The sequence below is a fragment of the Bacillus sonorensis NBRC 101234 = KCTC 13918 genome (assembly GCF_001592005.1).
GTDB lineage: Bacteria > Bacillota > Bacilli > Bacillales > Bacillaceae > Bacillus > Bacillus sonorensis.
Map to the genome: position 1 here is coordinate 126,445 of NZ_BCVZ01000007.1, position 24,274 is coordinate 150,718.

Below are 24,274 nucleotides of genomic sequence, written 5' to 3' on the forward strand. Positions count from 1 at the left end.
TTATCCCTTCGTTCCGCCGGTTGTCAGACCGGACACAAAGTTCTTTTGGAGAAAAAAGAACAATACACATATCGGCAGCGCCGCAAGTATCGCTCCGGCCGCAAACAGCGCGACTTTTTGCTGCTGCGGGTTGGATATAAAGGACTGCAATCCGACGGCGATCGTCATTCGTTCAGGCGAACGGAGCAAAAACTTGGCCAGCAAATAATCGCCGAACGGCCCCATAAACGCCCAAAGCGCCTGCACAGCAAGCATCGGCTTCACCAGCGGCAGCACAATCGAGGCGAAAATCCGCAAATGTCCTGCCCCATCAATCCGTGCAGCTTCATCAATTTCTCTCGGCACGGTATCAAAATAGCCTTTCATCAGCCATGTGTTCATCGGAATTCCTCCGCCGATATAGATTGCTGTTAAAAACCAGTACTGATCGAGAGCGCCGATCAGCATGGCCAAGACGTAAAAAGCTGTCAGCGCCGCCATCGTCGGCACCATCTGAATGATCAAAAAGAATATTAAACTCTTTTTTCTGCCCGCAAAGCGATAGCGGCTGTACGTATAGCCCGCAAGCGTCACGACGGTAACCTGCAGCACCATGACCGACAACGCGATTATAAGTGTATTGCCATACCAATGAAGATAAAGCGTTTCTTCAAACAGCCGCTTGAAATGATCCAATGTCCATGAACCGGAAAAATCAAGCTGAAAAGACGTCACATTTCCCACACGAAACGCGGAAGAAGCCGTAATCAGCAGCGGATATATAATGACAATGCTTAAAAACGCCAAAAAGAAATAGGTGCAGATTTTGGTAAGGATCCTGGCGGTTCGCGCATTCATCACATGACCTCCTCATTGCCAAACGCATTCGATTTCTTAAAAGCAATCAGGGAAACTCCAATGACAATGAAAGAAATTAACAGCGTGACAGCGGCAGCGACGGAATATTGCGGCGAAGTCCCGGTTGTCAGCTTATAGATCCAGGAAATTAATATATCGGTTGACCCGGCTCCGGCTCCCGCGCTTCCCGGTCCTCCTTCATTAAATAAGTAGATGATCGAAAAATTATTGAAATTAAACGTATACTGCGTAATCAGCACGGGTGCGGTCGCAAATAAAATCATCGGCAATGTGATATATTGAAAACGTTGAATAAAAGTGGCCCCGTCAATCTTTGCCGCTTCATACATTTCACCTGGAATCGCCTGAAGCACGCCCGTCACCATGACATAAATATACGGAAATCCGAGCCAGGTCTGTATCATAATCAGAGCCGTCTTCGTCCAGAACGGGTCGGTCTTCCACGAGACCGCCGGCAGATCCACAAACGGCAGATGATTCAATAATGGAATAACCTGTGCGTTCATAGCGCCGATGCTGTCATTGAAGATATTAGAAAAGCTCATTATCGTAATAAAAGCCGGAACAGCCCACGGGAGCAAAAAGATCATTCGAAATATCCGCTTGCCCTTAATAAAATCCTGATTGACGATAAGCGCGGTCGCTATGCCGAGAACAATTTGCAGCGTTGTCGCGCAGATCGTCCAGATGATGGTCCACCCCAGTACATCGGTAAATGTCTCCCGATAGGAACCGAGGAGTAAAATATTCATGAAGTTTTTAAACCCGACCCAGTCAATCAGGCTGTTAGGCGGAATATGATAAAAATCATAGTTGGTAAATGCGACAAACAGAGTCACGAGAACCGGAAAAATAATGACAAACACCATCATAAAGTATGCCGGCAGTGTAAATAAATATGGAAACCCTTTATCTCCCGCATTCCTGATCATGTCCCGGGCCGTCGTGCTGACCTTTAAGCCCGCCGCTTTCATCGCGGCGGTCTTGCGGGCATCATAAATATTAAAGATGTAGAACATCAGAAACAGCAGCGTCACAATCAATTGCAGCGTGCCTTCGATGAGCAGAAACAGCGAATGATCTTCACCGGGAACACTTCCGAGCGTAATCAATCCGGTGAGCGCCTTTATGCCGAAAATCCCTAATTCACAAACAAACAACCCTGTAATGGCGAGAAAAAAAATTCCCTTTGAAATCTGCCGGTTCGCGATCTGTCCGACTCCCGGAATGATGGATAAAAGCCCTGCTTTCCGCCTCTCTTTTGCAAGTGTTTGATCTTTGTTCATTTTTTCGCCCTCTATTCTTCCGGACGCTAAACCGCCGTTTTATTTCGCGTATTTTTCTTTAATGTTTTCTTTGATCACGTCTACGGCATCATCCGCTGATTGCTGTGGTGATTTTTTTCCTGAAGCTGCGTCAAATATCAAGCTTTCCGCTCCGGTCCACACTTCCGCCATTTCCGGAATATTCGGTGTCGGTGTCGCCGTTTCATATTGGTTGATGACGGCCGTGGTCAATTCATTGTTTTGTTCTCCCGCTTTTTTGCGGGCGGCTGTATTGGCCGGCACTTCATTTGTATCCTCATAAAACTTGTAAGCATTCTTGTCATTTGCGGCATATTCAAGCCATTTTTGAGCAAGCTCCGGATCTTTCGTATATTTTGAAGCAACCCAGCCTTTCCCGCCGGCAAACGGCGCATATTCTTTTCCATTTGGCAGCGTCGGTATCTTGGCCGCTCCGTAATCCAAACCGGCCTCTTTATAGTTGGCCGCCGACCATGGACCGCCAATTATTGCCGCGGCTTTCCCGTCTATAAAGGTCTGCTGGATAAAGTCGTCGGCGCTTGAGTTGTCCTGCATGCCTTTTGGCCAATGTTCCTGAAACCATTTCATCGCATATTCAACAGCTTCTACCGAGCCTTTATTGTTAAGCCCGATGTCCCCGGAATCTGATCCGTCTTTGCCAAATACATAGCCGCCGTAACCGGCCAATAAACCGTACGACATATAAAAGTCGGTCCATTTTGCCAGAAACGCGGTCGATTTTCCTTTTTCCGAAGCAAAAGCAAACCGCGGATCGTCTGTTAACTGTTCAAGCTCTTTAAATGTTTTTGGCGGCGTCTTTACTAAGTCTTTGTTGTAGTATAAGACAAGCGTTTCAATGACTAACGGCATCCCGTACACTTTTCCGTCAACCGTCACCTGCTGCATTTCTTTGTCTCCGAAACTGTCTGTGCCGGACGGTTTGATTTCAAGCAAATGGCCTTGCTTCCCTAAACCGCCGATTCGATCGTATGCAGCAAGCATAACATCAGGCGCGTTTCCCGCCGGTCCATCGAGAGGAAGCGCCTCTAGCTGGTCAAACATTTGTTTTTCCACAATTTTGATGGTGACATCATTCTCTTTTTCAAATTCGTCTTTTATGCTTTCGACATCATTCTTATAGGTTTCTTCAACAGACACGGTCAGCACCTTTTTTCCGCCGGAGCCTGCCGTATCCTTTGACCCTGAACAGGCCGCGAGACCGAATGTAAGGACTGCCGCCAGCAATAATGCAAAACCTTTTTTAACATGTGCCATCTCTTTTTCCCCCTTCTATCAAGAATCTCGTAACAATTGTAATCCTCGACAGAAAGCGGTTACAACACCTTTCGCCTTGTTACCGGTAACAGAATTTACAGGGCGGCCGCGGCTCCCAAAACGAAAAATTCGCCAGGATTCACATCGATCACATCAGCATGATCAAGCGTCTGTTCTGTCCATGCATCATATACTTTCGTACTGCTATCAATCTTCAAGTCTTGCAAACTGACCCGGCGCGGAGCGCTTCCCTGATTAAAGAAATAGATCAGCTGTTTGTCACCGGCAGCCCGTGAAAAGCTGATAAAATCGTTTCGATCATCCAGCAGATTCCACTCGAGGCTCCCATAAGTCAATAACGCATTTTCGTGTTTGCGCAAAGCAATCAGCCGCTTCATAAACTTGAGCATTTTTTGATTTTGCTTGTCTTCCTCCCAAACCATGCATTTCCGGCATAACGGATCATTTCCGCCGTCAAGCCCGATTTCTGTTCCGTAATAAATGCATGGCGAGCCTGTCTGGGCAAACATAAACGCCAGCAAGGACCTCACCTTTTTCTCATCGTGCCCGCACCTCGTCAAAATCCGTTGTGTATCATGGCTGTCAAGCAAATTAAACATCGCCTCATTGGCTTGCTGCATCCCATTCATCAAATGCGCGTTTACACGGTGTGCCAATTGCGAAGCCGAAATTCCACTGTCCGCGAAATAATCAATCATCGGCGCTGTGAAGGGATAATTCATCACTCCGTGAAATTCGTCTCCTCTCAGCCAAGGCTCTGCATTGTGCCAGATTTCGCCCAAAATATAAAGGTCCGGTTTTTCATTCAATACGGCTTGGCGGAATGTCTTCCAGAAAGCATGATCCACTTCATTCGCCACATCCAAGCGCCAGCCGTCAATATCGAATTCGCGGATCCAATATAAAGCAATATCAAGCAAATATGTCTGCACTTCAGGATTGGCCGTGTTTAGCTTCGGCATGTCGCTTGTAAAGGCGAACGTATCATAACCGCCTTCTTTGACAGGGAAAGAATGAATATGGAACCAGTCTTTATAGCGGGATTGTTCGCCGTTTTCCAAGACATCCTGCCACTGCGGCGATGCGCTGCCGATATGGTTGAAAACGGCATCAAGCATGATTCTCATCCCCCGCCGGTGAAGCTGGTCGACCAATGTGCGAAAAAGCGCCGGATCTCCAAAATGCTGATCAATCGAATAGTAATCCAATGTGTCGTATTTATGGTTGGAAGGCGCGGAAAAGATCGGCGTCAAATAAATCCCGTTTACTCCCAGCTCCTCCAAATAATCAAGCTTGTCGATAATTCCCTGCAAATCGCCTCCGAAAAAATCATTCACGTCAGGCTCCTTGCTCCCCCACGGCAATACGCCTTCAGGAGACAAGTCCTCACGGCCGTTTGCAAATCGCTCCGGAAAAATTTGATACCAGATCGTTGATTTGACCCATTCAGGCGCTTGAAACGTATCAATGTCATGAACAAATGGAAATTTAAAATAGTCGTTGATCGGCCCCAGCGTTTTAGCGTGATATGGGCAGACGCCCGAGCTGCCGTAAAATCTATCTTCATGATCACGGTCTGTTAAAACAAAAGCGTATTGTAACCGTCTATATGGCGGTGTCACTTCGGCAAACCAATAATCGTGCACCTCTGTTGAAGCGATTTTTTTCATTTGCGCCTCGTTGGCCGACTCTATCGTGTACGCGTAAGGATCTCCCCACATCAGCCGGACTTGATCGGCGTCGCCTTTTTTGGTGCGGATCTTGATATGCACTGTCCGCCCGTCATAAGAATAAGCATAAGAGCTGAAAGGCTGATGGTGTATTGCTGCATATTCCATCTAAAAACTCCTCCTTTTTCATTTGCGGTTTATGTTAACCGGTCCATACGTTGAAATTATCATGCCGGCGTTAGGAGGAACAATCGTTTTCCTGATGTTAACGGTAACAGAATCATTCTCTTACAAAGTCGATTCGCGAACGATTAATTCCGGCTCAAAAAATTGATTTCCCTGGACGGCTCCATCCTCATGAATTTTTTTCAGCAAGGTTCTCGCGCAAGCTTCTCCCATTTCAACCACAGGCTGCCGTACCGTTGTCAAGCGGGGCGATGAGATGCGGTCAAGAAACACGCCGTCATACCCGGTCACCGCCACATCGTCGGGAATTCGCTTCCCAAGCGACTGCACCGCACGGATGACGCCCAGCGCGATCCGGTCGGAAGCGCATACAACCGCAGACGGATCATCATGCGACTCCAGCCATTCCCTCGCAAGACCCTCGCTTTTTTTCGAACTGTTTTCCATTCGAAAAATATTCGTTTTTCTAAAACCTTCATTCATCGCCTTCATATAGCCTTTTTCTCTTGAACGTTCAAAGGGCTCATCCAAGTCAATCCCAAAAAAGGCGATCTCCCGGCTCCCCAGCCCCATGACATGGCGCGTCGCCATAAAAGCGCCCTTTTCATTATTGACATCGATGAAGTCATAGCCCATTTCATTCTGTCCAAATACGACGACAGGTTTTTCAAAAGCCTTGACTACCCCTTCAAAATCAGTCCGTCTCACCCCAGTTGCAATAATGCCGTCACATTGGCCGATGTTGAGAGACTTCCTTGTCACAAGCTGCAAAGCATAATGGTGGCGATCCAATTCCCGGCTGATCCCGGTTAATAAGTTCATGTAATAAGGTTCTGTCGTATCCATTTCTTCAAGAATCAGAAGTTTCACTACCTGTGTTCTGTTTTGAACGAGCGCCCTTGCCGCATAGTTAGGAATATAATTCAGCTCTTCCATCGCGGAGTAAACCAGCTTTTTCAATTCATCCGTCACCGTCTCAGGATGATTGATCACCCGCGATACCGTCATTTTTGAAACGTTTGCTTTTTTTGCCACATCTGATAACGTTGCCATTTTCATCCCCGCCTCACCTGCGCTTATTCAAACTGCCATCAAGTCCTACCCTGGACTGATAACAATTCGTTAAAATTCATTATAGTACGGAATGAAAGAGATTTTATAAAGCGCAGGAAATAAAAAAGCGGATTTCCTATAGGAAATCCGCCCCTCTGATCTTTCTATCGTTGGACATAAATCGAAACCGAACCGCCGTTTACATAAAACTCTCCCCAGCCGTCCGAATTGATCACGACGGAATCTGAACGGTTCCCAGTGATGTCATGCCATGTCTCACCGGCATGCTGCCTGCCCACATACATCCGCTTTGATCCGCCCGGTCCGTCTGTGATTAAAGCGGCCAAGCCTGATGCAGCGACGGATTGATCGCCTTCCCTCGTCCAGCCGATGACATCTGGATGATCGAAATAATCATGCTGTGTTCCATAAGCAAAATACTTGCGCGCTTTCAAAATCGGCTCCAGTTTACTTTTAAGAGAAGGAATTTCCCGCGATGTAGGACCTTTTGTCCCATACATATCTCCATAAAAAACCTGCGGGTACCCGGCCTCTCTTGTCAAAATAAAAGCGTAGGCAAGCGGCTTGAACCATGTTTGGACGGTCGACTCCAATGATTGCCCCGGCTGTGTGTCATGGTTGTCGACAAATGTAACCGCTTTCAAAGGATGTTTGGAAACAACCGTTCCGTTCAGCAAATTCCTCATATCATAGCTGCCTCCGTGTGAAGATGCGGCCTGAAGGTTAAAATGAAGCGGCACATCGAATACAGAATGTTGAAAATCGGTTTTTTGCAAGTAGTTTTCGATTTCTCCAAGGTTATTTTGCCAGTATTCCGCAACCGTAAACATTTCCTTTCCGGTTGACTGCCTGACCGCTTTCAGCCAGTCGCTCAAAAATGAAAATTTAATATGTTTTACGGCATCAAGCCGGAAACCGTCCAATTGAAGCTCTTTTGCATACCAGGTTCCCCACCGTTTCATTTCTGCCACAACATCGGGGTGGTCATAATCGACATCCGCATACATTAAATAATCGTAGTTGCCGTTTTCGCTGGAAACCTCCCAATCCCATGCCTTCCCATCTCCGCGGAACTTGTAGATGCGATTCAGCTTTCGGGATTCGTCCCAATCCGTCCCATCAAAATGATACCAATGCCATTTAAAATCACTGTATGTGCTGCCGCGTCCAGGGAAATTGAATCCTGTCCACGCTTTGATTCGATATTCTCCAGATATTTCCTGATTTCGATTGCCGGGATTCACTTCAACCGCGGTGACATCCTCCGTCAGATCCGCCCCAGCCTTATGATTAAGGACAACATCGCCATACACTTGGATGTTCTGGGAATGAAGCGAACCGACCGCTGACTGAAGCTCTGTTTTCATCCCGTATTTCGTCCGCACCGTCCCTTTTTGCAGGAACTCCCCTAAATCGTACAAATCGTATGGGCCGTATCCAACGTCAGCCTGGCTCGTTCCCTTGTAGGCGGGCGGAATCCAAACAGCCGTTATCCCAATGTCGGATAAATATCCCGCATCATTTTGTAAGCGCTTCCAATGCTGGCCGTCATTAGGCAGATTCCATTCAAAATACTGCATCAGCGTGCCGTTCAGGCTTGCCGCATATGTTTTAGAAGCCGGCAGCACTATGAAAAACAGCAGCACACAACATAATATCCGTTTGCATTTGTAAACCATTTCCCTCTCTCCTTTCTAACATACTGAAAGATCAACAAACATTCTATAATCAAAAGAAAATTTTCACAAATACCTTTATACCTATAATGATTACAATATAAAAAAGAGAAAGCAGTAAATGAATGCTTTCTCTAATGTCCTCTTTGTTTTTGAATCTGTTCAAGCTGTGTTACCGTGACCAATTTATAGCCTTGCTTGGTCAGTCTTTTGATAATCTCTTCAGCGGCGCTGGCCGATGTGGCGTAAATATCGTGCATCAGTATGATTTTTCCGTCTCCTGCGTGGCTCATCACATGATTGACGATTCGGGCTTTGTTTTTGAATTTCCAGTCTTCAGGGTCCACGTCCCATAAAGCGATTTTTAAATTTGTGAGCCCGCGGATGGAATCGTTGATCCCGCCGTACGGAGGCCTTAAGTGTGTCGGACGGTGGCCGCTGATTTTCTCGACTATGTTTTGCGTATCATTGATTTCTTTATAGGCTTTTTCCTTTGATAGCCTTGTGAGCAAAGGATGGTCCCAAGAATGATTGCCCACTTCATTTCCTTCCCTCAGCATTCTCTTGATTGTTTCAGGGTAATATTGGGCCCTGCTTCCCAAAACGAAGAAAGTCCCGCGTCCATCATAAGTTTTTAATGCATCCAGGATTTTATTGGTTGAGGCCGGATTAGGACCATCGTCAAATGTCAGGGCGATCACTTTATCATCTGGGCCGACGCGAATTTTTTCTTTTGGAATGGGAACGGCCGCTTTATGCTTCGGTTTTTCCTGAGTCTTGCTTTTTTTCATGCTTTTATATTGATCTTTTAATATATCTTTTAATTCATCTTTTTTGATGTTGACAGATTGCTCTAAACCGGTTTTCTCTTTCTCAAAATAAAATTGTATCTCATCTTCCAGAAGAACGAAACGGCTGAAGTTCTTTGCCAGAGGGCTTGTCCCTTCCCTTAACAGCTCATCATCGGCCGCGGGATTTTTCCGTTTTAATTGTTCATAAGATAGATTTGAGATCTTATAAAGAAAATCGGAATTCTTATCAAAAAGATCATCCAATGCAAGCAGCTTCTTATGTTTTAAATCGGCATTAAATGTTTTGACCACCGTTTTTCCCGGAGCGCCTCCGGCCTCTATGTATTCGTTTAATACAACCGCGGCAGCCTGCTTTGAATAATAGGCGATTTTATACTGGATGTTCAATTCAAACGGGCCATTGATCTGCCGGGCGCGCGCGCTTTTATTTTCTTCTTTAAAGCGGTTCAGTTCCTTGCTGACATATTTTTTTAATGGTTCATCGATTTCTTTCATATGAAAAACCGGATAATGGACGGCATATCTCTCTTGTTTCCCGTCGCTGACAAAAGATTCAACCCCGACATTGGAATATTCCCGGTCTTTTCCTTGTTTATGGGTCTCTTCTGCATTAGTGGATACTTTATTGAAAGAGTATCCCGCCAATCCTATGAATATAGTGATAAATATTAAGATTTTGATCGTTCTAGCCGATGGCTTGACAGACATCTGTTCTCACTCTCCTGCTCCTGCTCATTCAATCCGCTGATCCTGCCCTGAAGAAAGATGCCTGCCTGCAAAACCAAGACTAATATAAATAGGAAGAAGGAATTTTAATTTCTTGGTTGCCGGCAGCAGACGGCGCAATATCATACTGCTGGAATACTATGGAAATCCCACTGTTTGTAAAATAGAATGCAGTATTTTGGTTTAAACGGATATCGCTCTTTTTAAGGTCAGAATAAAATTGTTCCGGATGCTCGTTAATATAGCTGATAATATAATTTTTCGTGTTTTCGATTTTTGCTTGATTACTTAAAACGTCCAGCAGCTTGACCCGCTTATGATCATTTAAATCATAGTTATAGGAAGTGACAGTATACACCCCGTGCGCCCCGCCGGAAAACTGGTAGTCGTAGATTAAAAAGCTCAATTTCTTCCCGTCATTATATTTGACTTTATAGGAAGTCTCATATGCGCTTTCCTCTCCTTTTTGATCCGCTTCTTTTTTCAGTGACTGGGCTTCTTTATAGGAAGCTTCCATATGACGTTCAATTGCATCATTAATCAGTGTTAAATCCTTGCCCTTTATATCGCTGAATGTCGGATAGGATAAATGATCGTTGCCTTTGTAAATTTCAGTATGGACTGCAGCCTTTTCAGCAGACGACGCATTGGTTTGGGTTGAATATTTATTTATGATAAACAGCAATAAAGACGTTAGGACTAGAAATCCTAAAATCGCCATTGCTTTTTTTATAAACATTTTTTTGACTTAAACCTCTTTCAATCTCGTAATTTTTACCTTTGTAACATAAATGTAATATTTATATCACATTTGTAATGATACTCACTTTTAAATCCCGCGTCAATGTTTTTGGACAAAAATTTCGCAATCAGGAAAAAAAAAGACACTCTCAACCTTTGAGAATGTCTTACTTTGTCTGCTTTTGCAAGTCTGCAATGCTTTTAAACTGTCAAAATAGCGGAAACCGCAGGCATTGCTTCTTTTTCAGCACCGTTTTTTTCTTTTTCCACGGCTTTAACACAGAAATACAAATGATAAAAAGCGTTATCGCGATTTGAACGATGGCGGCATATTGTCTTACAGTATGATTGTGGATAAAATCAGGATTGTTTAAAGCAGCGATGCTTCCCGCTTCCAGCATCGCCATGTTGACCGTCATCAATTGGTCGACAATAAAAATCCCGATGAACGTTTGAATGATGAAAAGCGCCCATTTCACCGCGATCCATCTATGTCTAAAAAAACCCCAGTTCGTAAAGATTCCGTATATAAACCCTATCAGCAACGTGCCGACAGCTCCGATTTATATAGTCGCTGATGACCACGGCATGCCGAGAGAACGCAAACGTTTCTTCATATGCAGCCGGGTTCACAGCAAATTGCAGCGCCATTGAGCTCATAATTCCGCCAAAAAACAGCGCCGCCAATAAAATTCAGCCACTTCATCCCTGCCGCACCTAATTATTCCTGGTCCTTTTAGCAATCAGTCCTGTCAAGTGTAGCAGGGAATCCGGCAGACAAGCATGAGCCCCGGTCTTAATGCGCGGTTGGCCCCGGTTCGTATTTTTTGACATCAGCTGTATTGGTTTAACATGTCAATCAGCACTTCTTTTGTCTTTTGAATTAATTCAGAAGGTTTTTTAATGACGGCTTCCCGGCCGTATGAGATCAAATGGCCGGAAAAGAAGCTGAGATCACGCTTTGAAATATACCCGGACAAAACCCCTGACCCGTCTTCTCTCCGGTGCAATTCAATATACGGCCATTTGACTGAGCCGAATTGCTCCACGCCCTTTTCCGTCAGCTCTATATATAATTCCAGCATGTCCTCTGGCGGAGCGAGAACTGAAAAACGATTCTTTAAATCAACATCGGCCAAATCAATCGGCTCTGTTTCCTCATCCGGCTCTGCAGAACCGATGCGGTCGCATCTAAACATTCGGTAATCGCGTCTTAAAAAACAATAAGCCGGACAATACCATTTTCCTTGATTGGCGTAAATGCCGATCGGCTGAATGCTCCTTTTGCTGCATACGCCATTCGCCTCATAGCTGATCATCACCACTTCCTGCCGGATGGCCGCATCCAGGAGCACTCTTAAAAACGGGATTTCGTCTTTTTGCTGATAAGCCGAGAAAAAATCAACGCGGTCTTTCATGCTGTCGATCGTTTCTCTAATATCCCCGGCAAGGTTCAAGTAAAATTTTTTTTTGATCGATTCGTATTGGGCGTCAAACGGCAGAGAGATGCAGTGCCGCAAAGCGTGAATCGCAAAAAATATCGAGACCGCTTCATCCTCGCTGAATGCGATGGGAGGAAGGATTCTTTCGTTTATCACCTGATACCCGCCATGAGCCCCCGTCTCTGAATAAAGCGGGACGCCCATCTCGCTGAGCTCCTGCAAATCCCGCAACACGGTCCTTTTGGAAACCCCGAAATCTTGCGCCAATTCCCCAACCGTAAACCTTTTCTTTCGGTTGACCATCATCATCATTTCATTTAATCTTTTAGCCTTTGACATGAATTCCTCCATAACCATGACATAAGTTGTCACCATTATAATATACAATCGTCTCAGATCAATAAAAAAGGAGATGTTTTTTATAATGTCATTACAGTTTACCCCTTACATCCTGATGGATGGCAGAGCAAAAGAAGCGATTGAATACTACCGGGAGACGCTGAACGCCGAGGTGAAATTTCAGCAGACGATAGGAGAAGGGCCTAAAGAAGAAGCGGCTAAATTTAAAGAAAATGAACAGGATTTTATCGCACATGCCGTATTAAAAATCGGAGAAACCAATATGATGATCGCCGACATCATTCCGGAGCTGCCATTTCAAAGCGGAAATCAACTGTCGATTTGCATGACGGTATCGAGTGTGGCTGAAACAAAACAGCTTTTCGAAAAACTGCGGGAACAAGGCACAGTCGTCCTTGAACTTGAACAAACGTATTTCAGCCCGGCCTACGGCATCATCACCGACCCGTACGGCGTGACCTTTCAAATTTTTGCGGCGAGAACTTGATATGAAATTGAACAGGCCTTTCTTTTCTAAGAAAGGCCTCTGAACTCAATCAGCCGCTTTAGCTTGGATTCCGTTTCGGTATTGTCAACCGGTGTATAGATGCTGCATCTTAAATCTGCATCCCCCTGCACCTGCAATGAAGTCAGGTTGAACAGCATTTTTCCGGCTTTGGCATGCCTGAATTCAATTAACACTTCCGGTGCAGAGCTTACCTCGCTTTCATTCCACATTTTATGAAATTCCGGGTAGGCCTGCTCCATCTCTTCAATGAATTGCGAGTACCAGTCATCAGCCACATACTGTCCGTAATATGTTCTGAAAATCGCAATAAATCCTCTTACAAAATGCTCCCAATTTACAGCTAAGCTTCTGAATTCCTTTCTGGAGAACAGCAGTTTGATCAGATTTCTCTCTTCAGGCGGAATTTGGTCGAAATTGATGAACACGTGGGCTGCCGCCTGGTTCCACCCGACGATATGGCATCTTCTATCAGAAATGATCGTCGGGCAGTAGCGAAGCTCCTGCAGAATTTTGGTTAAAGCTGGGCTGATCTCTGTTTCGGTTTCAATCGGGGACGCTTGTTTCACCCCTTCTTCCAATGCAAGGGCATATAAATAATTCCGCTCATCCTTATTGAGCTGCAATGCATCTGACACAGCATCCAGGACTGCGGCGGACACTTTTATATCCCTCCCTTGTTCCAGCCACGTATACCATGTTGTGCTGACACCGGCCAGTTGGGCGACTTCCTCCCTTCTTAAACCCGGTGTCCTTCTGCGGGTGCCCGCCGGCAGTCCGACCATTTGCGGATGAATCTTGGCACGCTGGGTTTTCAAAAATTCTGAGAGCGCTTGAAGTCTGGTTTCAGGTTTCATGTCCGTCTCCTTTCTTATCGTAGTACTGATTATACTATGATAAACGACAACTTGTAATAGGATCAAAAACGGCTAGAATTAAGAATATATTCAAGGGAGGAATTGCTATGAAAAGAGTCGTCATCACCGGAATGGGGATTATTTCTCCTCTGGGCAATGATGTCAATACGTTTTGGAACCGATTAGTGAACGGAGAATCTGGAATATCTTTAATCGACACTTTTGATACATCTCAGCTCAAGACAAAAATCGCGGGATGTGTTCAAGGGTTTGACGCAGAAGGAAGATGGGGAAAGAAAGAAGCCAGACGATTGGATCGTTTTGCACAATTCGGCCTGGCTGCCGCCGAACAGGCGCTGGAACAGTCCAAGCTTCAATTGGATAAAGTTGACCGTGAACGTATCGGTGTATATGTCGGTTCTGGAATTGGCGGCATCCATTCACTCATTCATCAAGTAAATGTGATGAATGAACGAGGCCCTGGGAGAGTCAGTCCAAGCCTGGTGCCGATGATGATCTCAAATGCGGCCGCAGCGCAAATCAGCATCAGATTGCGCGCGCTCGGACCGTCATTATCGCCGGTAACCGCATGTTCGATCGGAAATACATCGATTGGCGAAGCATTTTATGCCATTCAGAATGGGGCCGCAGATATTATCTTTGCCGGAGGAACTGAAGCCGCCATTACGAAATTGTCCGTGGCCAGCTTCGGAAACGCCCAGGCCTTATCTGCAAGAAACGATGAGCCTGCTAAAGCAAGCCGGCCGTTTGATATAGACAGAGACGGTTTTGTCATGAGCGAAGGTGCAGGTGTATTAGTATTGGAATCATTGGAAAATGCCGTCCGTCGAAATGCTCCTATTCTATGCGAAGTCATCGGATACGGGGCCAGCTCTGATGCGCATCATATGGTGGCATCGGACCCTGAAGGAAAGGGTGCGTATCTGGCGATGAAGCACGCTTTGGCAAAAGCAAAAGTCGCAACAGATGAAGTTGACGTGATCAGCGCTCATGCTACAAGTACACAGGTAGGAGACCGCTCCGAAATGTTAGCGGTGAAAAGGCTGTTCGGAAACCGTGCCGATAAAGTCTCGATTACGGCCAACAAATCAATGTTCGGCCATATGCTCGGCGCCGCAGGCGGGGCAGAAGCGATTGCTTTAGTCGAAAGTCTAAGGCACGGCATCATACCGCCGACGATTAATATAGACACTCTTGATCCGGAATGCAACCTGGATATTGTCGCAAACAGCGCCCGCAAAGTGTCACTCGATTATGGACTGTCAAATTCATTTGGCTTTGGCGGGCACAATTCGGCCATTGTATTGAAGAAATATGAATAGAAAAATTTTAAAAAAGGAGTGAGCTGTGAATGCCCACTCCCTTTTTTATTAATTCAACCCCGTTTTGATGCCAAACCCCACCAGCACCAAGCCTGCGGTTTTTTGAAAGATCTTTTGAAACTTTGAGTTCCTCAGCCATTTTTTTGCATAATCAATAAGATAAACAAGGATCAGAAACCAAAACACGGCGATGGATGTAAGGATTAAAGCAAGCACAATCAATTGCTGATTCACGCTTTCCTTTAAATTGACAAATTGGGGCATGATTGTAATATAGACCAAAACGGTTTTTGGATTGAGAATATTGCTTAACAAGCCCTGAATAAAAGAATCTTTATAATGGCGATTCGCAGAACTTTTTGAGTCCCCGTTCTGCACTTGAATGTCCTCTAAAGACATCGCGTTTTTGGTAAAAAAACTTTTTGCGCCTAAATAAATTAAATATGCCGCCCCCAAATATTTAATCGTGCTGAAAAGAATCACCGATTTCGCAATGGCAACGGCTAAGCCAAGAATGGCAATCATCGTCCAGAAAGAAAGTCCGGTCGCCAACCCGAGAACATTGCAGCGGCCCGCGTTTGGACCGTACCGAAGCGTGTTTTTTACCACCAGCATCGTATCAGCTCCCGGTATGATGACCATCATGGCGGCAATCGCTATGTATGACACAAGGCTATCCATACGATGTTCTCCCTCCATTACATACTTCAATTGTTCATGCAATCACAAATAGTGACTACCAGGGTAACTACTTACAAAAAGTGTATCAGTGCACTTGAAAAAAATCAATACGTCCGGCTAAAATATGAGTGACAATGGTAGCGACTATTTCCTTTAGGTCAGGAGGAGCTATGAAAAACAACCTTTTAAAAATATTAAAAAACTTGAATTTCACCGAATATGAATCGAAAGCATATCTTGCGCTATTGGAAGAATCGCCGCTGACGGGCTATGCTGTGGCAAAAAAATCAGGCGTTCCCCGTTCGAAGATATATGAAGTATTGGAGAGCCTCGTGATTCGCGGTGATATTTTTGTAAGCTACGGCAACACTCCGCAGTACATTCCCGTTCCCGCCAAGGAGCTGATTAAAAACCGCCGGCTGAAAGCGGAAGAGACGTTTGAACAGGCCGAAAAATACTTTAAAAAGTTTGAGCGCTCAGCAAACGACCGTGAAAATATTTGGAATATCACAGGGCGAAGCGAAATACTCGATAAGGTAAAGGCGTGTATATTATCAGCCCAAAAAAGAATTCTCCTGGAAATTTGGAAAGAAGATTTTAAAGAAATTGAATCTGAACTAAAACAAGCCGCACAGACAGGCGTTATCGTGACGATTATTGCCTATGGCGACATTGAGGCTGATTTCGCGAACGTGTACCTGCATGACAGGAGCCGTGAAATTACCGAAGAATATGACGGCCGGTGGCTCGTTTTTAGCGTGGACGATTCTGAAGTCGTAGCAGGCATCGTCTCCCATGGGAAAGACAGCCGCGCGGCATGGACGATGCATGTAGGCTTGGTGATGCCGATTACGGAAGTGATGATCCACGATCTGTACCTCATGGAAATCATGGAAAAGCATAGAGACGTGCTGGAAGAAAGTTTCGGGGAAAACCTCATCAGCTTGCGGCGCAAATTTTCGATCCATCCCGATTTGAAAAAGCATTATATGAAATAAAGGGCCCGCATAACCTGCGGGCCTTTTCAACAGCATGGTTCATGATGTCCTTTGTGCGGCTTCCCAGCGGGAGACTTCTTCCCTGACAAGCGGCGCCGTTTCCCTTCCAAACAGCTCGATCGCCTTCATGACGTCTTCATGCGGCATTGTTCCAACCGGCACATGCAGCATGAACCTTGTCACCCCTACATGTTTGCGCAGATGAATAATTTTTTCCGCCACGGTCTTAGGATCGCCTACATAAAGCGCTCCCTCAAAGTTTCGCGCAGCATCAAAGCTTGACCGGCTGTAAGGTCCCCAGCCGCGCTCACGTGCGAGCGTGTTCATGGCCTGATGCGTGGACGGAAAAAACTTGTCGGCGGCCGTCTCTGTATCCTCGGCAACAAAGCCGTGGGAATGAGAGGCGACTTTCAGCTTTGATGCATCATGACCCGCATGCTCTGCCGCTTTTTGATAAAGCTGAACAAGCGGCGCAAAGTGCAGCGGATTCCCTCCGATGATCGCAAGAACAAGCGGCAGGCCGAGCAATCCGGCGCGAACGACGGATTCCTGGTTACCCCCGCTCCCGATCCAGACGGGCAGCGGATCTTGCACAGGCCGCGGATACACGCCAAGGTTTTGAATAGCAGGACGATGCTTGCCGCTCCATGTTACTCTTTCTGACTTTTGCAGCTTCAAAAGCAAATCAAGCTTTTCTTCAAACAGCTCTTCATAATCGTCCAAATCGTAGCCGAACAGAGGAAACGATTCGATGAAAGACCCCCGTCCCGCCATGATTTCGGCCCGTCCGTTTGAAAGACCGTCGAGCGTGGCAAAATCCTGGAAGACGCGCACCGGATCATCAGATGAAAGCACTGTAACAGCACTGGTCAACCTGATGCGCTTCGTCTGCGGAGCAGCTGCAGCCAGCACAACGGCTGGAGAAGATGCGGCATAATCTTCGCGATGATGCTCTCCAACGCCAAACACATCCAAGCCTACCTGATCGGCAAGGACGATCTCCTCGACTACCTCACGCAGCCGTTGCGCGTGGCTGATCACTTTTCCGGTTTTGACGTCCGGGGTTGTTTCTGCAAAGGTGCTGATGCCTAATTCCATTTTGTTATCCTCCAGATGTTTTTAAGATGTGTTTCATTCTCTTTGCTTTGATTGTTTTCCTTTTAAACTTCATTTATGTTTGCCGATCCCCTAACATAAAGCGAAATCTCTTGACTATAGAATACGGGCAGCGGACCGATGATGCAATTGATGTGATTTATAAAAAAGAACCAGCCGCCAAATCAGCGCGCCCGGTATCTCAGTGATCGGCTGTGAGAACCCGCCCCTAAACAGGGCCTCCATCTTGACCCCTTAAACAAGTTTCTCCATAAAAGCGGTCCTTAATGACGATGCCCATTGACAAACACATCCAATTAGATTAATATCTAATTAGATGTATATCGAATTTAAAAAAGAGGGGATTAGGCGATGCAACTCAGTAAGTTAGTGGATTATCATAAAGCGGTTGGGGACCCGACCAGAATTAGAATCATTGCCTTGCTAAAAAACGGACCCCTTCATGGGCAAGCCATTGCTTATAAACTGGGGTTACAACCGCCGACGATTACTCATCATATTTCAAAGTTAAGAGATGTTGGGTTAGTTTATCAAAGAAGACAAGGGAATATCATTTATTTTTATCTAGATCGTGAACGGCTGGAATATAATTCAAAGGCTATCTTAAACATCGGGGTAGAGTCGATGGAGAACCAGGAAATCAAAATCAATGATAAAGAAAAGCTGTCTATTGTTAAAAATTTCATAAACAGCGACGGGACATTGAAACAAATCCCAAGTCAAAGGAAGAAAAAGAACGTGGTCTTGGCGTATTTAATCCGCGATTTACACCACGGGAAAAGATATAAAGAAAAAGATCTTAATGAATATATAAAAAACTATCATGAAGATTATGCGACGATTCGCAGAGAATTAATTATGCAGCACTTCATGTATAGACAAAACGGAGAGTATGAATTAAATCCAAAAGAGATGTGGCCCGTTGTCTTTTAAAAATGAACGTTCTTACGTTCATTTTTTCATCCGATCTAATTCGATATATATCGAATTAGATCGATTTTAACAAACAATGAGGTGGAAATATGATTCCAACAAGTGAAGAAGCTGCATGGCAAACAAGTATTTGGAAAGGAAAATTTATTTATCTATGGGGTGCAAGCATATTTTCAAGCCTTTCTATTTCCATGTATTTAACCATTGAGCAATGGTACGTAGTCCATTACCTGAACTTGAAGAACTCCTTAGGAATCATTTTAATGGCCACTACGATTCCCAGAGTATTATTCATGATGATTGGAGGCATTGCAGCAGATCAATACAGCCGATCCAAAATTATATGCTTCTCATTGCTAACAAGGTGCTTTATTCTGCTTCTCATGGCCCTATTCTATACAAATCATGTCTTAACCCTTTCCGCCTTATTTATATTTGCTTTATTATTCGGGGCATCTGATGCATTTTTTTGGTCGGCTAGAGATTCGATTGTTCCGGGGATGATTCCTAAAGAGCAACTTGTCAGAGCGAATTCAGTCATCCAAACAACAAATCAGCTTTCTGTCATGCTTGGCCCTGTCTTAGGGGCTGCTCTCCTTTCCCTATTCTCATATTCGACCATCTTTCTGATCATTGCCTTTGCCCTTCTCATCAGCATCCTCTTGCTGCGATTCGTCCAGGAAAAAAAGGAACTAACCCCCAAGAAATCATCTCTCTTAAGAGATTTGGCCGAAGGTATTCATTATGTTAAAGGTTCTTCTTTTCTGCTCACTGTCATGGGCACCTTTATTATTGTGAACCTATTCTTTATCGGGCCTCTCATGGTAAGCATCCCTATCATTGCGGAGGATCGTTTTGAAGGAAATCCCTTCAACTTAAGCATGCTGCAAAGCTCGTTTGCCGGCGGGATGCTGTTGGGCGCTATAATCATGGGATGGTTGAATATGAAAAAACAAAGAGGAAAACTTGTCATTGCTCTCATACTCATAGAAGGATTATTACTGACGGCATTTAGCCAAGCGACCAATCTCTGGCTTGCCGCTGTCAGCTTGCTTATGATTGGATGTTGTGTATCAAGTATTAATATTCCTTTAGTAAGTGTAATACAAGAGAAAACCCCTTCAACTATAGTAGGCAGGGTCATGAGCATAAATACAATGGTTTCTATGGGGCTTATCCCTGTTTCCTATGGACTGGTTTCTGCTCTCCTAAACTTACAAATCAGTGTTCAGTTCATTCTATTATGCGCCGGAAGCATCATTGTGTGGTTTAGCTTCATCCTTTTTCTAAAAGCATCTGACTTAAAAAGAGCGTGAATGTTATTAAAGTGATCATTTCGCCTTTTTCGTCTATATAACGCCGCTCCACAGACTAAAAAGCAGGCGTTCGAACCTGCTTTTTGCTGAATGAGTTTGTGTGCAATGATCACCGTTAAACCCGAGCAGAAAGAAGCGATAGGGAAAGCGCAAGGAATGGATGAAAAAGCGTCTATCAAAGAGCTGTTTACGAATAAAGCGAACCTGCATGCGATGGTTCTGTTAATCGGAATCTATGCTTTCTGGAATCTTGTCGCCGGCACCATGGGGTATTTCATGCCTTATATTTATGAAACTGTAGGCGGCTTAACAGCCGCTCAAGCCAATTTGCTGCAAGCCTTTTTATGGATTTTAACCGTCGCGGCCACATATTTTGTCTTCATCCGTTTAGGGGACAAAGTCAATCGAAAACGATTATTCGGCATCGGCGCGGCAATGGTGACGGCTGCATGGATCGTTCTCACCTTCGGCAGCATGCGAATGACGGAGCTTCTGCTGTTCGTCAGCCTATGGGGGATTGCTGCAGGCTTTGAAGCCCAGGCCTTTTACGGATTGTGGGCTGCCGAATTGTTCCATACGAAATACAGGGCGATGGCCCAAGGCTTTATGTTCTTTGTCGTGCGGATCGGCGTCGGCTTGATTTCCTTGGTTGTCCCGGCCATGATTACCATACTTGGCTTTAAAACGGCCGGAGGCGTGATGATCACATTTCTCGCCGTTCATATGATCATCGGCCTTCTCATGGCCCCGGAGACGAGGGGAAAATCTTTGGAAGACATTCAAAATGAACGGTATCAGAAAAGCGGCTGATTTGATGATGATTCGATGCTTTAGAACCTCCCTCATGACGAGGGAGGTCAATCATCAGATCTTCAGTTTTTTTCTCTTTTCAGCATCAGGATCTTCTTCTATTAAAATAGTTGTATTGAAAATGAGCGTTTTTCGTGTGTCCTTATCATAGTTCGGCCAGCTGAAGGCTTCAGTGGACGGACTTCCCGTATGTGCAAATGAAAGCCAGGCAGCCTGAATATGTTGCGAAAGCTGTTTCGTTTCTTCGCTTGCTTTCGTATTCGTGATCATGTCAAGGGCATCCATGTTGCCGAACACAAAGGGGATGTCCAAACCGTGTGCCGCTTTATGGAACGGCGGATGTTCGGAATGCCAGTCAAACCGGTACATCCATACGGGCGAATGCGCCGACTGCCCTGCGGCAAACGCGACGGCCGGACGCCAAAAAAGGATGTCTGTCATCATATTGATTTGGCCTTCCAGCGATCCCGGATACAATTCGGCAGCTGTTTTCGCCAATTCGCCCCCCACATGTTCTCTTAGAATCTCAGCCTTTTTTTGTTCCGGCAACAGCTCCGATTCCGGCGTGAAAAATAGCACGCCTTCATCCCGGTTTGTCCCGATCAACAGCTTGATGTCATCCGCCGCTCCTTGTGCAACGGCTGTCACAGGCTCCAGCGGCAGCGTCTCCCTGTCAACGACCGGTAAAAACAGCAATTGAAAAATATTTTCCCCCATGACATCCCTAAGCTCATCCGCTGCTTCAAGGAGCTCTTTAGCAGATACATCGTGCAGCTGTTCCGAATGGTCCGGATCGATATTGAGAATGTGTAAAAATGTTTCTGCCGCAGTTTCCGCTTTTTCCTTCGGCATGGTTTCGGAAGCTCCGCTTTGCATAATCGCTTTTTGGAATAAGCCTTTTGCATCTGGCATGGCCAATAGCGAGGCGATGCTCATCGAACCGGCCGATTCTCCAAAAACCGTGATGTTGTCAGGATCTCCTCCGAAGGATGAGATATTCTCCTTCACCCATTTCAGCGCAGCAATTTGGTCAAGCAGACCGAGATTGTTGCTGTAGGATTGATTGACAGAAGAAAGGTGCAAAAATCCAAACGGACCGAGGCGATAATTGATCGTCACTACGATGACATCTCCATCAGCCGCGAGATGAGATCCATCATATAGAGGCTCGCTGCCTGCGCCGAGGTAAAACGCGCCGCCATGAATCCACACCATCACCGGCCGGTTTTCGCCGGACGATTGTGGAGCAAACACATTTAAGCAAAGGCAGTCCTCAGACTTCTCCACCCTCTCTAATTGAAACAATATCCCTTCAGGCTGGGGGCAGATGGAGCCGAATTGAGTCGCATCCCTGACTCCTTCCCATGCATCGGTTTCTTGCGGAGCTTTAAATCTCCACTCTCCGACAGGCGGCTTCGCATAAGGGATGCCCTTCCATACGCGGACGCCGTTCTGCATCGTTCCTTTCAGCGCTCCATAACGGGTTTTCACTGTGAGACCAGACATTTTATACCACTCCCTTCATCATTTCATGATAAAGGAAGCGTTCCTATTCCGTCTAATGGCGACACTTGCAAACTGAGGATATTTCAATCATCATAGGATATGGAGCAAGTCCCGGTATAGAATGATGGAGGCTGTCCATTCTATAAGCGGAACGCTTCGAAAAAACAAGAAATGAGGGATCTGCATGGAGCTGTCAGGGAATACCATACTGATTACAGGAGGAGCAACAGGGATCGGATTCGCTTTTGCCGAACGATTCGTGAAGGCTGGAAATACGGTCATCATATGCGGCAGACGCAAAAACAAGCTTGAAGAAGCAAAGCAAGCATTGCCGGGCATCATCACGCGTGTGTGCGATGTAGCGGATGAAGCTGAACGGCTTGCGCTGTTTGAATGGACAACCGAGCACCACCCGGAAGTAAACGTGCTTGTTAATAACGCAGGAATTCAGCAGCGCTATAATCTGTTAAAAACCGCTGCAAAAAACGACTGGGGCCGCTACAATAAAGAAATCACCGTCAATTTGGAGGCTCCGCTGCATCTTTCCATGCTCTTTGCTCCGTATTTCGCCGAAAAGCAAACAAACGCTGCGATTATGAATGTAACCTCAGGCCTCGCCTTTACACCGATGGCGATCACGCCGATATACTCGTCGACGAAGGCCGCTCTTCACTCCTTTACTATGAGTTTACGGCATCAGCTATCAGATACCGGCGTACAGGTCATTGAAGTGGCGCCGCCGGCGGTCAATACTGATTTGGGCGGAGCCGGCCTGCACGATTATGGTGCTCCGGTCGATGATTTCGCCGATGCGATTTTCAAAGGATTGAAAGAAGGAAAGCTCGAAATCGGCTATGGACGGGCTGAAAAAGCACGGCTGATGTCAAGAGACGAGATTGACGAAAGTGTTGCACAAATGTATAGCGCCCAAAAAAGCGCGATCGAATAAAACCAATGGGTTTCCTCACGTATGCAAGCGGGAAGCCCTTTTTCATGAAGCCATATCGGTTGTTTTGTCTAATCCAATCGTTTTTTCATGAATAAAAAAGGAGGTATGGCCAACATGCCGATCGTTCTGCAGCGGATTTATCATGAACATCCCGAATCTGAAGGCCGGCGAATTTTAATTGACCGCGTCTGGCCGCGCGGCATATCCAAAGAAGATGCGCGGCTTGATGAATGGATGAAGGAGATTGCGCCGAGCCCGGCATTAAGAAAATGGTTCAATCACGATCCGGCGAAATTCGAACAGTTTAAACAAGCATATAAAGACGAACTGACACAAGACACTGAAAAACAGACAAAGGTAAAGGAGCTAAAAGAAAGGATGGCAAATGAGCGCGTTGTCCTGCTGTACGGCGCGAAGGACGAGCTCCACAACCATGCCGTTGTCCTGAAAGAAGTATTGGAGACGTGAAACTTTTATGCGCCATCCCCGTATTACGGGGAAAAAGAAAGGATGGTACACATGGATTCCGGCTTGATTTGGCTTGCCATTGGCTTAGGGCTTATGGGTTATTTTATTGGCGAAGGGTTGAAAAACTTTCAGAACCCAAAAGGGGATGTTTCCGGCTATCCTTATTTAATTAAGGAAAAAGATTTGCACTATTATTTAGGTTTAACTAGAGAAGAAACGAAGGAAATGCTTAGCAAATATCATGATCGAACTAAAAGGAACGACGTATTATCCATACCAGCACTTGCTGGACTGGATGTCGTCCCCCGAGTTTTACAAAAAACAGTCATAGAAAAAGCTACCATTGAAAGTTGCGCTTTTTTGCTGCGGCCTCTCCGCTGCTGAAAAGCCAAGATCCCTCGGTATACTTTAACAAAAACCGCAGATATAGCAGCAGAAATAGCTATCCGCTCCGCTCCTTATACATTCTCTGTAGCATGGGGAATCAAACAGGGAAGGCAGGCCATACATATATGGGGAACCTCCTGGATAAGTCCCGGGATAGACATTATAATACTGGCGCTGATCCGAATGATAAGACGGGTAAAAATACATCGTGTTCATCTCCTCATTTCGTTTTCCAATATTATACTGTCTCAACCCCTTAT

Annotated in this window: 22 protein-coding genes and 1 pseudogene; 9 read left to right on the forward strand and 14 right to left on the reverse strand. The window is 45.6% G+C overall.

Annotated elements, in window-relative coordinates; translation table 11 throughout:
• From BTR1S_RS10855 to BTR1S_RS10900, 10 genes are all read right to left on the reverse strand, one after another.
• Window positions 1–837, reverse strand: a complete 837-nt coding sequence (locus BTR1S_RS10855; protein WP_029419848.1) for a sugar ABC transporter permease — start codon at window positions 835–837, stop codon at window positions 1–3.
• Window positions 837–2,144, reverse strand: coding sequence for a carbohydrate ABC transporter permease (locus BTR1S_RS10860; RefSeq protein WP_006637296.1), 1,308 nt, complete (start codon window positions 2,142–2,144; stop codon window positions 837–839). The genes BTR1S_RS10855 and BTR1S_RS10860 overlap by 1 nt, the downstream gene beginning before the upstream one ends.
• 39 nt (window positions 2,145–2,183) lie before the next feature.
• Window positions 2,184–3,437 carry an extracellular solute-binding protein gene (locus BTR1S_RS10865; protein ID WP_029419847.1) on the reverse strand — a complete coding sequence of 418 codons (1,254 nt, stop codon included), beginning with the start codon at window positions 3,435–3,437 and terminating at the stop codon, window positions 2,184–2,186.
• 95 nt (window positions 3,438–3,532) lie between these two features.
• The gene (mdxD, locus tag BTR1S_RS10870) at window positions 3,533–5,296 is read right to left on the reverse strand and encodes a maltogenic alpha-amylase (RefSeq protein ID WP_029419846.1); all 1,764 of its coding nucleotides are present in this window, start codon (window positions 5,294–5,296) and stop codon (window positions 3,533–3,535) included.
• A 120-nt stretch (window positions 5,297–5,416) separates the two neighbouring features.
• Entirely contained in the window at window positions 5,417–6,367 is a 951-nt protein-coding gene (locus BTR1S_RS10875) for a LacI family DNA-binding transcriptional regulator (protein WP_006637293.1), read from the reverse strand.
• Window positions 6,368–6,531: 164 nt separating this feature from the next.
• Window positions 6,532–8,067, reverse strand: a complete 1,536-nt coding sequence (amyS, locus tag BTR1S_RS10880; protein WP_029419845.1) for an alpha-amylase — start codon at window positions 8,065–8,067, stop codon at window positions 6,532–6,534.
• A 131-nt stretch (window positions 8,068–8,198) separates the two neighbouring features.
• On the reverse strand, window positions 8,199–9,584 hold the full coding sequence (locus BTR1S_RS10885; RefSeq protein WP_029419844.1) for a polysaccharide deacetylase family protein: 1,386 nt from the start codon (window positions 9,582–9,584) through the stop codon (window positions 8,199–8,201).
• Between the two features lie 79 nt (window positions 9,585–9,663).
• The gene (locus BTR1S_RS10890; protein ID WP_006637290.1) at window positions 9,664–10,341 is read right to left on the reverse strand and encodes a DUF3298 and DUF4163 domain-containing protein; all 678 of its coding nucleotides are present in this window, start codon (window positions 10,339–10,341) and stop codon (window positions 9,664–9,666) included.
• Between the two features lie 211 nt (window positions 10,342–10,552).
• The gene (locus BTR1S_RS23230) at window positions 10,553–10,822 is read right to left on the reverse strand and encodes a hypothetical protein (protein WP_255265712.1); all 270 of its coding nucleotides are present in this window, start codon (window positions 10,820–10,822) and stop codon (window positions 10,553–10,555) included.
• 354 nt (window positions 10,823–11,176) lie between these two features.
• Entirely contained in the window at window positions 11,177–12,124 is a 948-nt protein-coding gene (locus BTR1S_RS10900) for a helix-turn-helix transcriptional regulator (protein ID WP_029419842.1), read from the reverse strand.
• Between the two features lie 85 nt (window positions 12,125–12,209).
• On the opposite strand from BTR1S_RS10900, the gene BTR1S_RS10905 reads away from it, so the two are divergent.
• Window positions 12,210–12,632 carry a VOC family protein gene (locus BTR1S_RS10905; protein WP_006637287.1) on the forward strand — a complete coding sequence of 141 codons (423 nt, stop codon included), beginning with the start codon at window positions 12,210–12,212 and terminating at the stop codon, window positions 12,630–12,632.
• 26 nt (window positions 12,633–12,658) lie between these two features.
• On the opposite strand, the gene BTR1S_RS10910 is transcribed toward BTR1S_RS10905, so the two are convergent.
• Window positions 12,659–13,507, reverse strand: coding sequence for a helix-turn-helix transcriptional regulator (locus BTR1S_RS10910; RefSeq protein WP_006637286.1), 849 nt, complete (start codon window positions 13,505–13,507; stop codon window positions 12,659–12,661).
• 107 nt (window positions 13,508–13,614) lie between these two features.
• On the opposite strand from BTR1S_RS10910, the gene fabF reads away from it, so the two are divergent.
• Window positions 13,615–14,850, forward strand: a complete 1,236-nt coding sequence (gene fabF / locus BTR1S_RS10915; protein WP_029419841.1) for a beta-ketoacyl-ACP synthase II — start codon at window positions 13,615–13,617, stop codon at window positions 14,848–14,850.
• A 48-nt stretch (window positions 14,851–14,898) separates the two neighbouring features.
• Here the strand turns inward: fabF and BTR1S_RS10920 are convergent, their stop codons facing one another.
• Window positions 14,899–15,531 carry a homoserine/threonine efflux transporter gene (locus BTR1S_RS10920; RefSeq protein ID WP_029419840.1) on the reverse strand — a complete coding sequence of 211 codons (633 nt, stop codon included), beginning with the start codon at window positions 15,529–15,531 and terminating at the stop codon, window positions 14,899–14,901.
• A gap of 170 nt (window positions 15,532–15,701) precedes the next feature.
• On the opposite strand from BTR1S_RS10920, the gene BTR1S_RS10925 reads away from it, so the two are divergent.
• On the forward strand, window positions 15,702–16,529 hold the full coding sequence (locus BTR1S_RS10925) for a TrmB family transcriptional regulator (RefSeq protein WP_029419839.1): 828 nt from the start codon (window positions 15,702–15,704) through the stop codon (window positions 16,527–16,529).
• A gap of 39 nt (window positions 16,530–16,568) precedes the next feature.
• Here the strand turns inward: BTR1S_RS10925 and BTR1S_RS10930 are convergent, their stop codons facing one another.
• Window positions 16,569–17,627, reverse strand: coding sequence for an LLM class flavin-dependent oxidoreductase (locus tag BTR1S_RS10930; protein ID WP_029419838.1), 1,059 nt, complete (start codon window positions 17,625–17,627; stop codon window positions 16,569–16,571).
• Between the two features lie 369 nt (window positions 17,628–17,996).
• On the opposite strand from BTR1S_RS10930, the gene BTR1S_RS10935 reads away from it, so the two are divergent.
• The 3 genes and pseudogenes from BTR1S_RS10935 to BTR1S_RS10945 all read left to right on the forward strand — a co-directional run.
• Window positions 17,997–18,578 carry a DUF2087 domain-containing protein gene (locus tag BTR1S_RS10935; protein ID WP_006637282.1) on the forward strand — a complete coding sequence of 194 codons (582 nt, stop codon included), beginning with the start codon at window positions 17,997–17,999 and terminating at the stop codon, window positions 18,576–18,578.
• 89 nt (window positions 18,579–18,667) lie between these two features.
• Complete coding sequence (locus tag BTR1S_RS10940; RefSeq protein ID WP_029419837.1) at window positions 18,668–19,894, forward strand: MFS transporter; 1,227 nt, start codon at window positions 18,668–18,670, stop codon at window positions 19,892–19,894.
• A 123-nt stretch (window positions 19,895–20,017) separates the two neighbouring features.
• Window positions 20,018–20,704: pseudogene (locus tag BTR1S_RS10945) on the forward strand (MFS transporter); the annotation flags it as partial.
• Between the two features lie 54 nt (window positions 20,705–20,758).
• On the opposite strand, the gene BTR1S_RS10950 reads toward BTR1S_RS10945, so the two are convergent.
• Window positions 20,759–22,210 (reverse strand): carboxylesterase/lipase family protein, encoded by a 1,452-nt coding sequence (locus tag BTR1S_RS10950; RefSeq protein ID WP_029419835.1) that lies wholly within the window; start codon window positions 22,208–22,210, stop codon window positions 20,759–20,761.
• 184 nt (window positions 22,211–22,394) lie between these two features.
• Between BTR1S_RS10950 and BTR1S_RS10955 the strand changes: the two genes are divergently transcribed.
• The 3 genes from BTR1S_RS10955 to BTR1S_RS10965 all read left to right on the forward strand — a co-directional run bounded on the left by BTR1S_RS10955 (window position 22,395) and on the right by BTR1S_RS10965 (window position 24,011).
• The gene (locus BTR1S_RS10955) at window positions 22,395–23,159 is read left to right on the forward strand and encodes an SDR family oxidoreductase (RefSeq protein WP_006637278.1); all 765 of its coding nucleotides are present in this window, start codon (window positions 22,395–22,397) and stop codon (window positions 23,157–23,159) included.
• Window positions 23,160–23,273: 114 nt separating this feature from the next.
• On the forward strand, window positions 23,274–23,627 hold the full coding sequence (locus tag BTR1S_RS10960; protein WP_006637277.1) for a DUF488 domain-containing protein: 354 nt from the start codon (window positions 23,274–23,276) through the stop codon (window positions 23,625–23,627).
• Between the two features lie 51 nt (window positions 23,628–23,678).
• Window positions 23,679–24,011: a hypothetical protein gene (locus BTR1S_RS10965; protein ID WP_006637276.1), complete on the forward strand. Its 333-nt coding sequence runs from the start codon at window positions 23,679–23,681 to the stop codon at window positions 24,009–24,011.
• Window positions 24,012–24,274 lie beyond the last annotated feature (263 nt).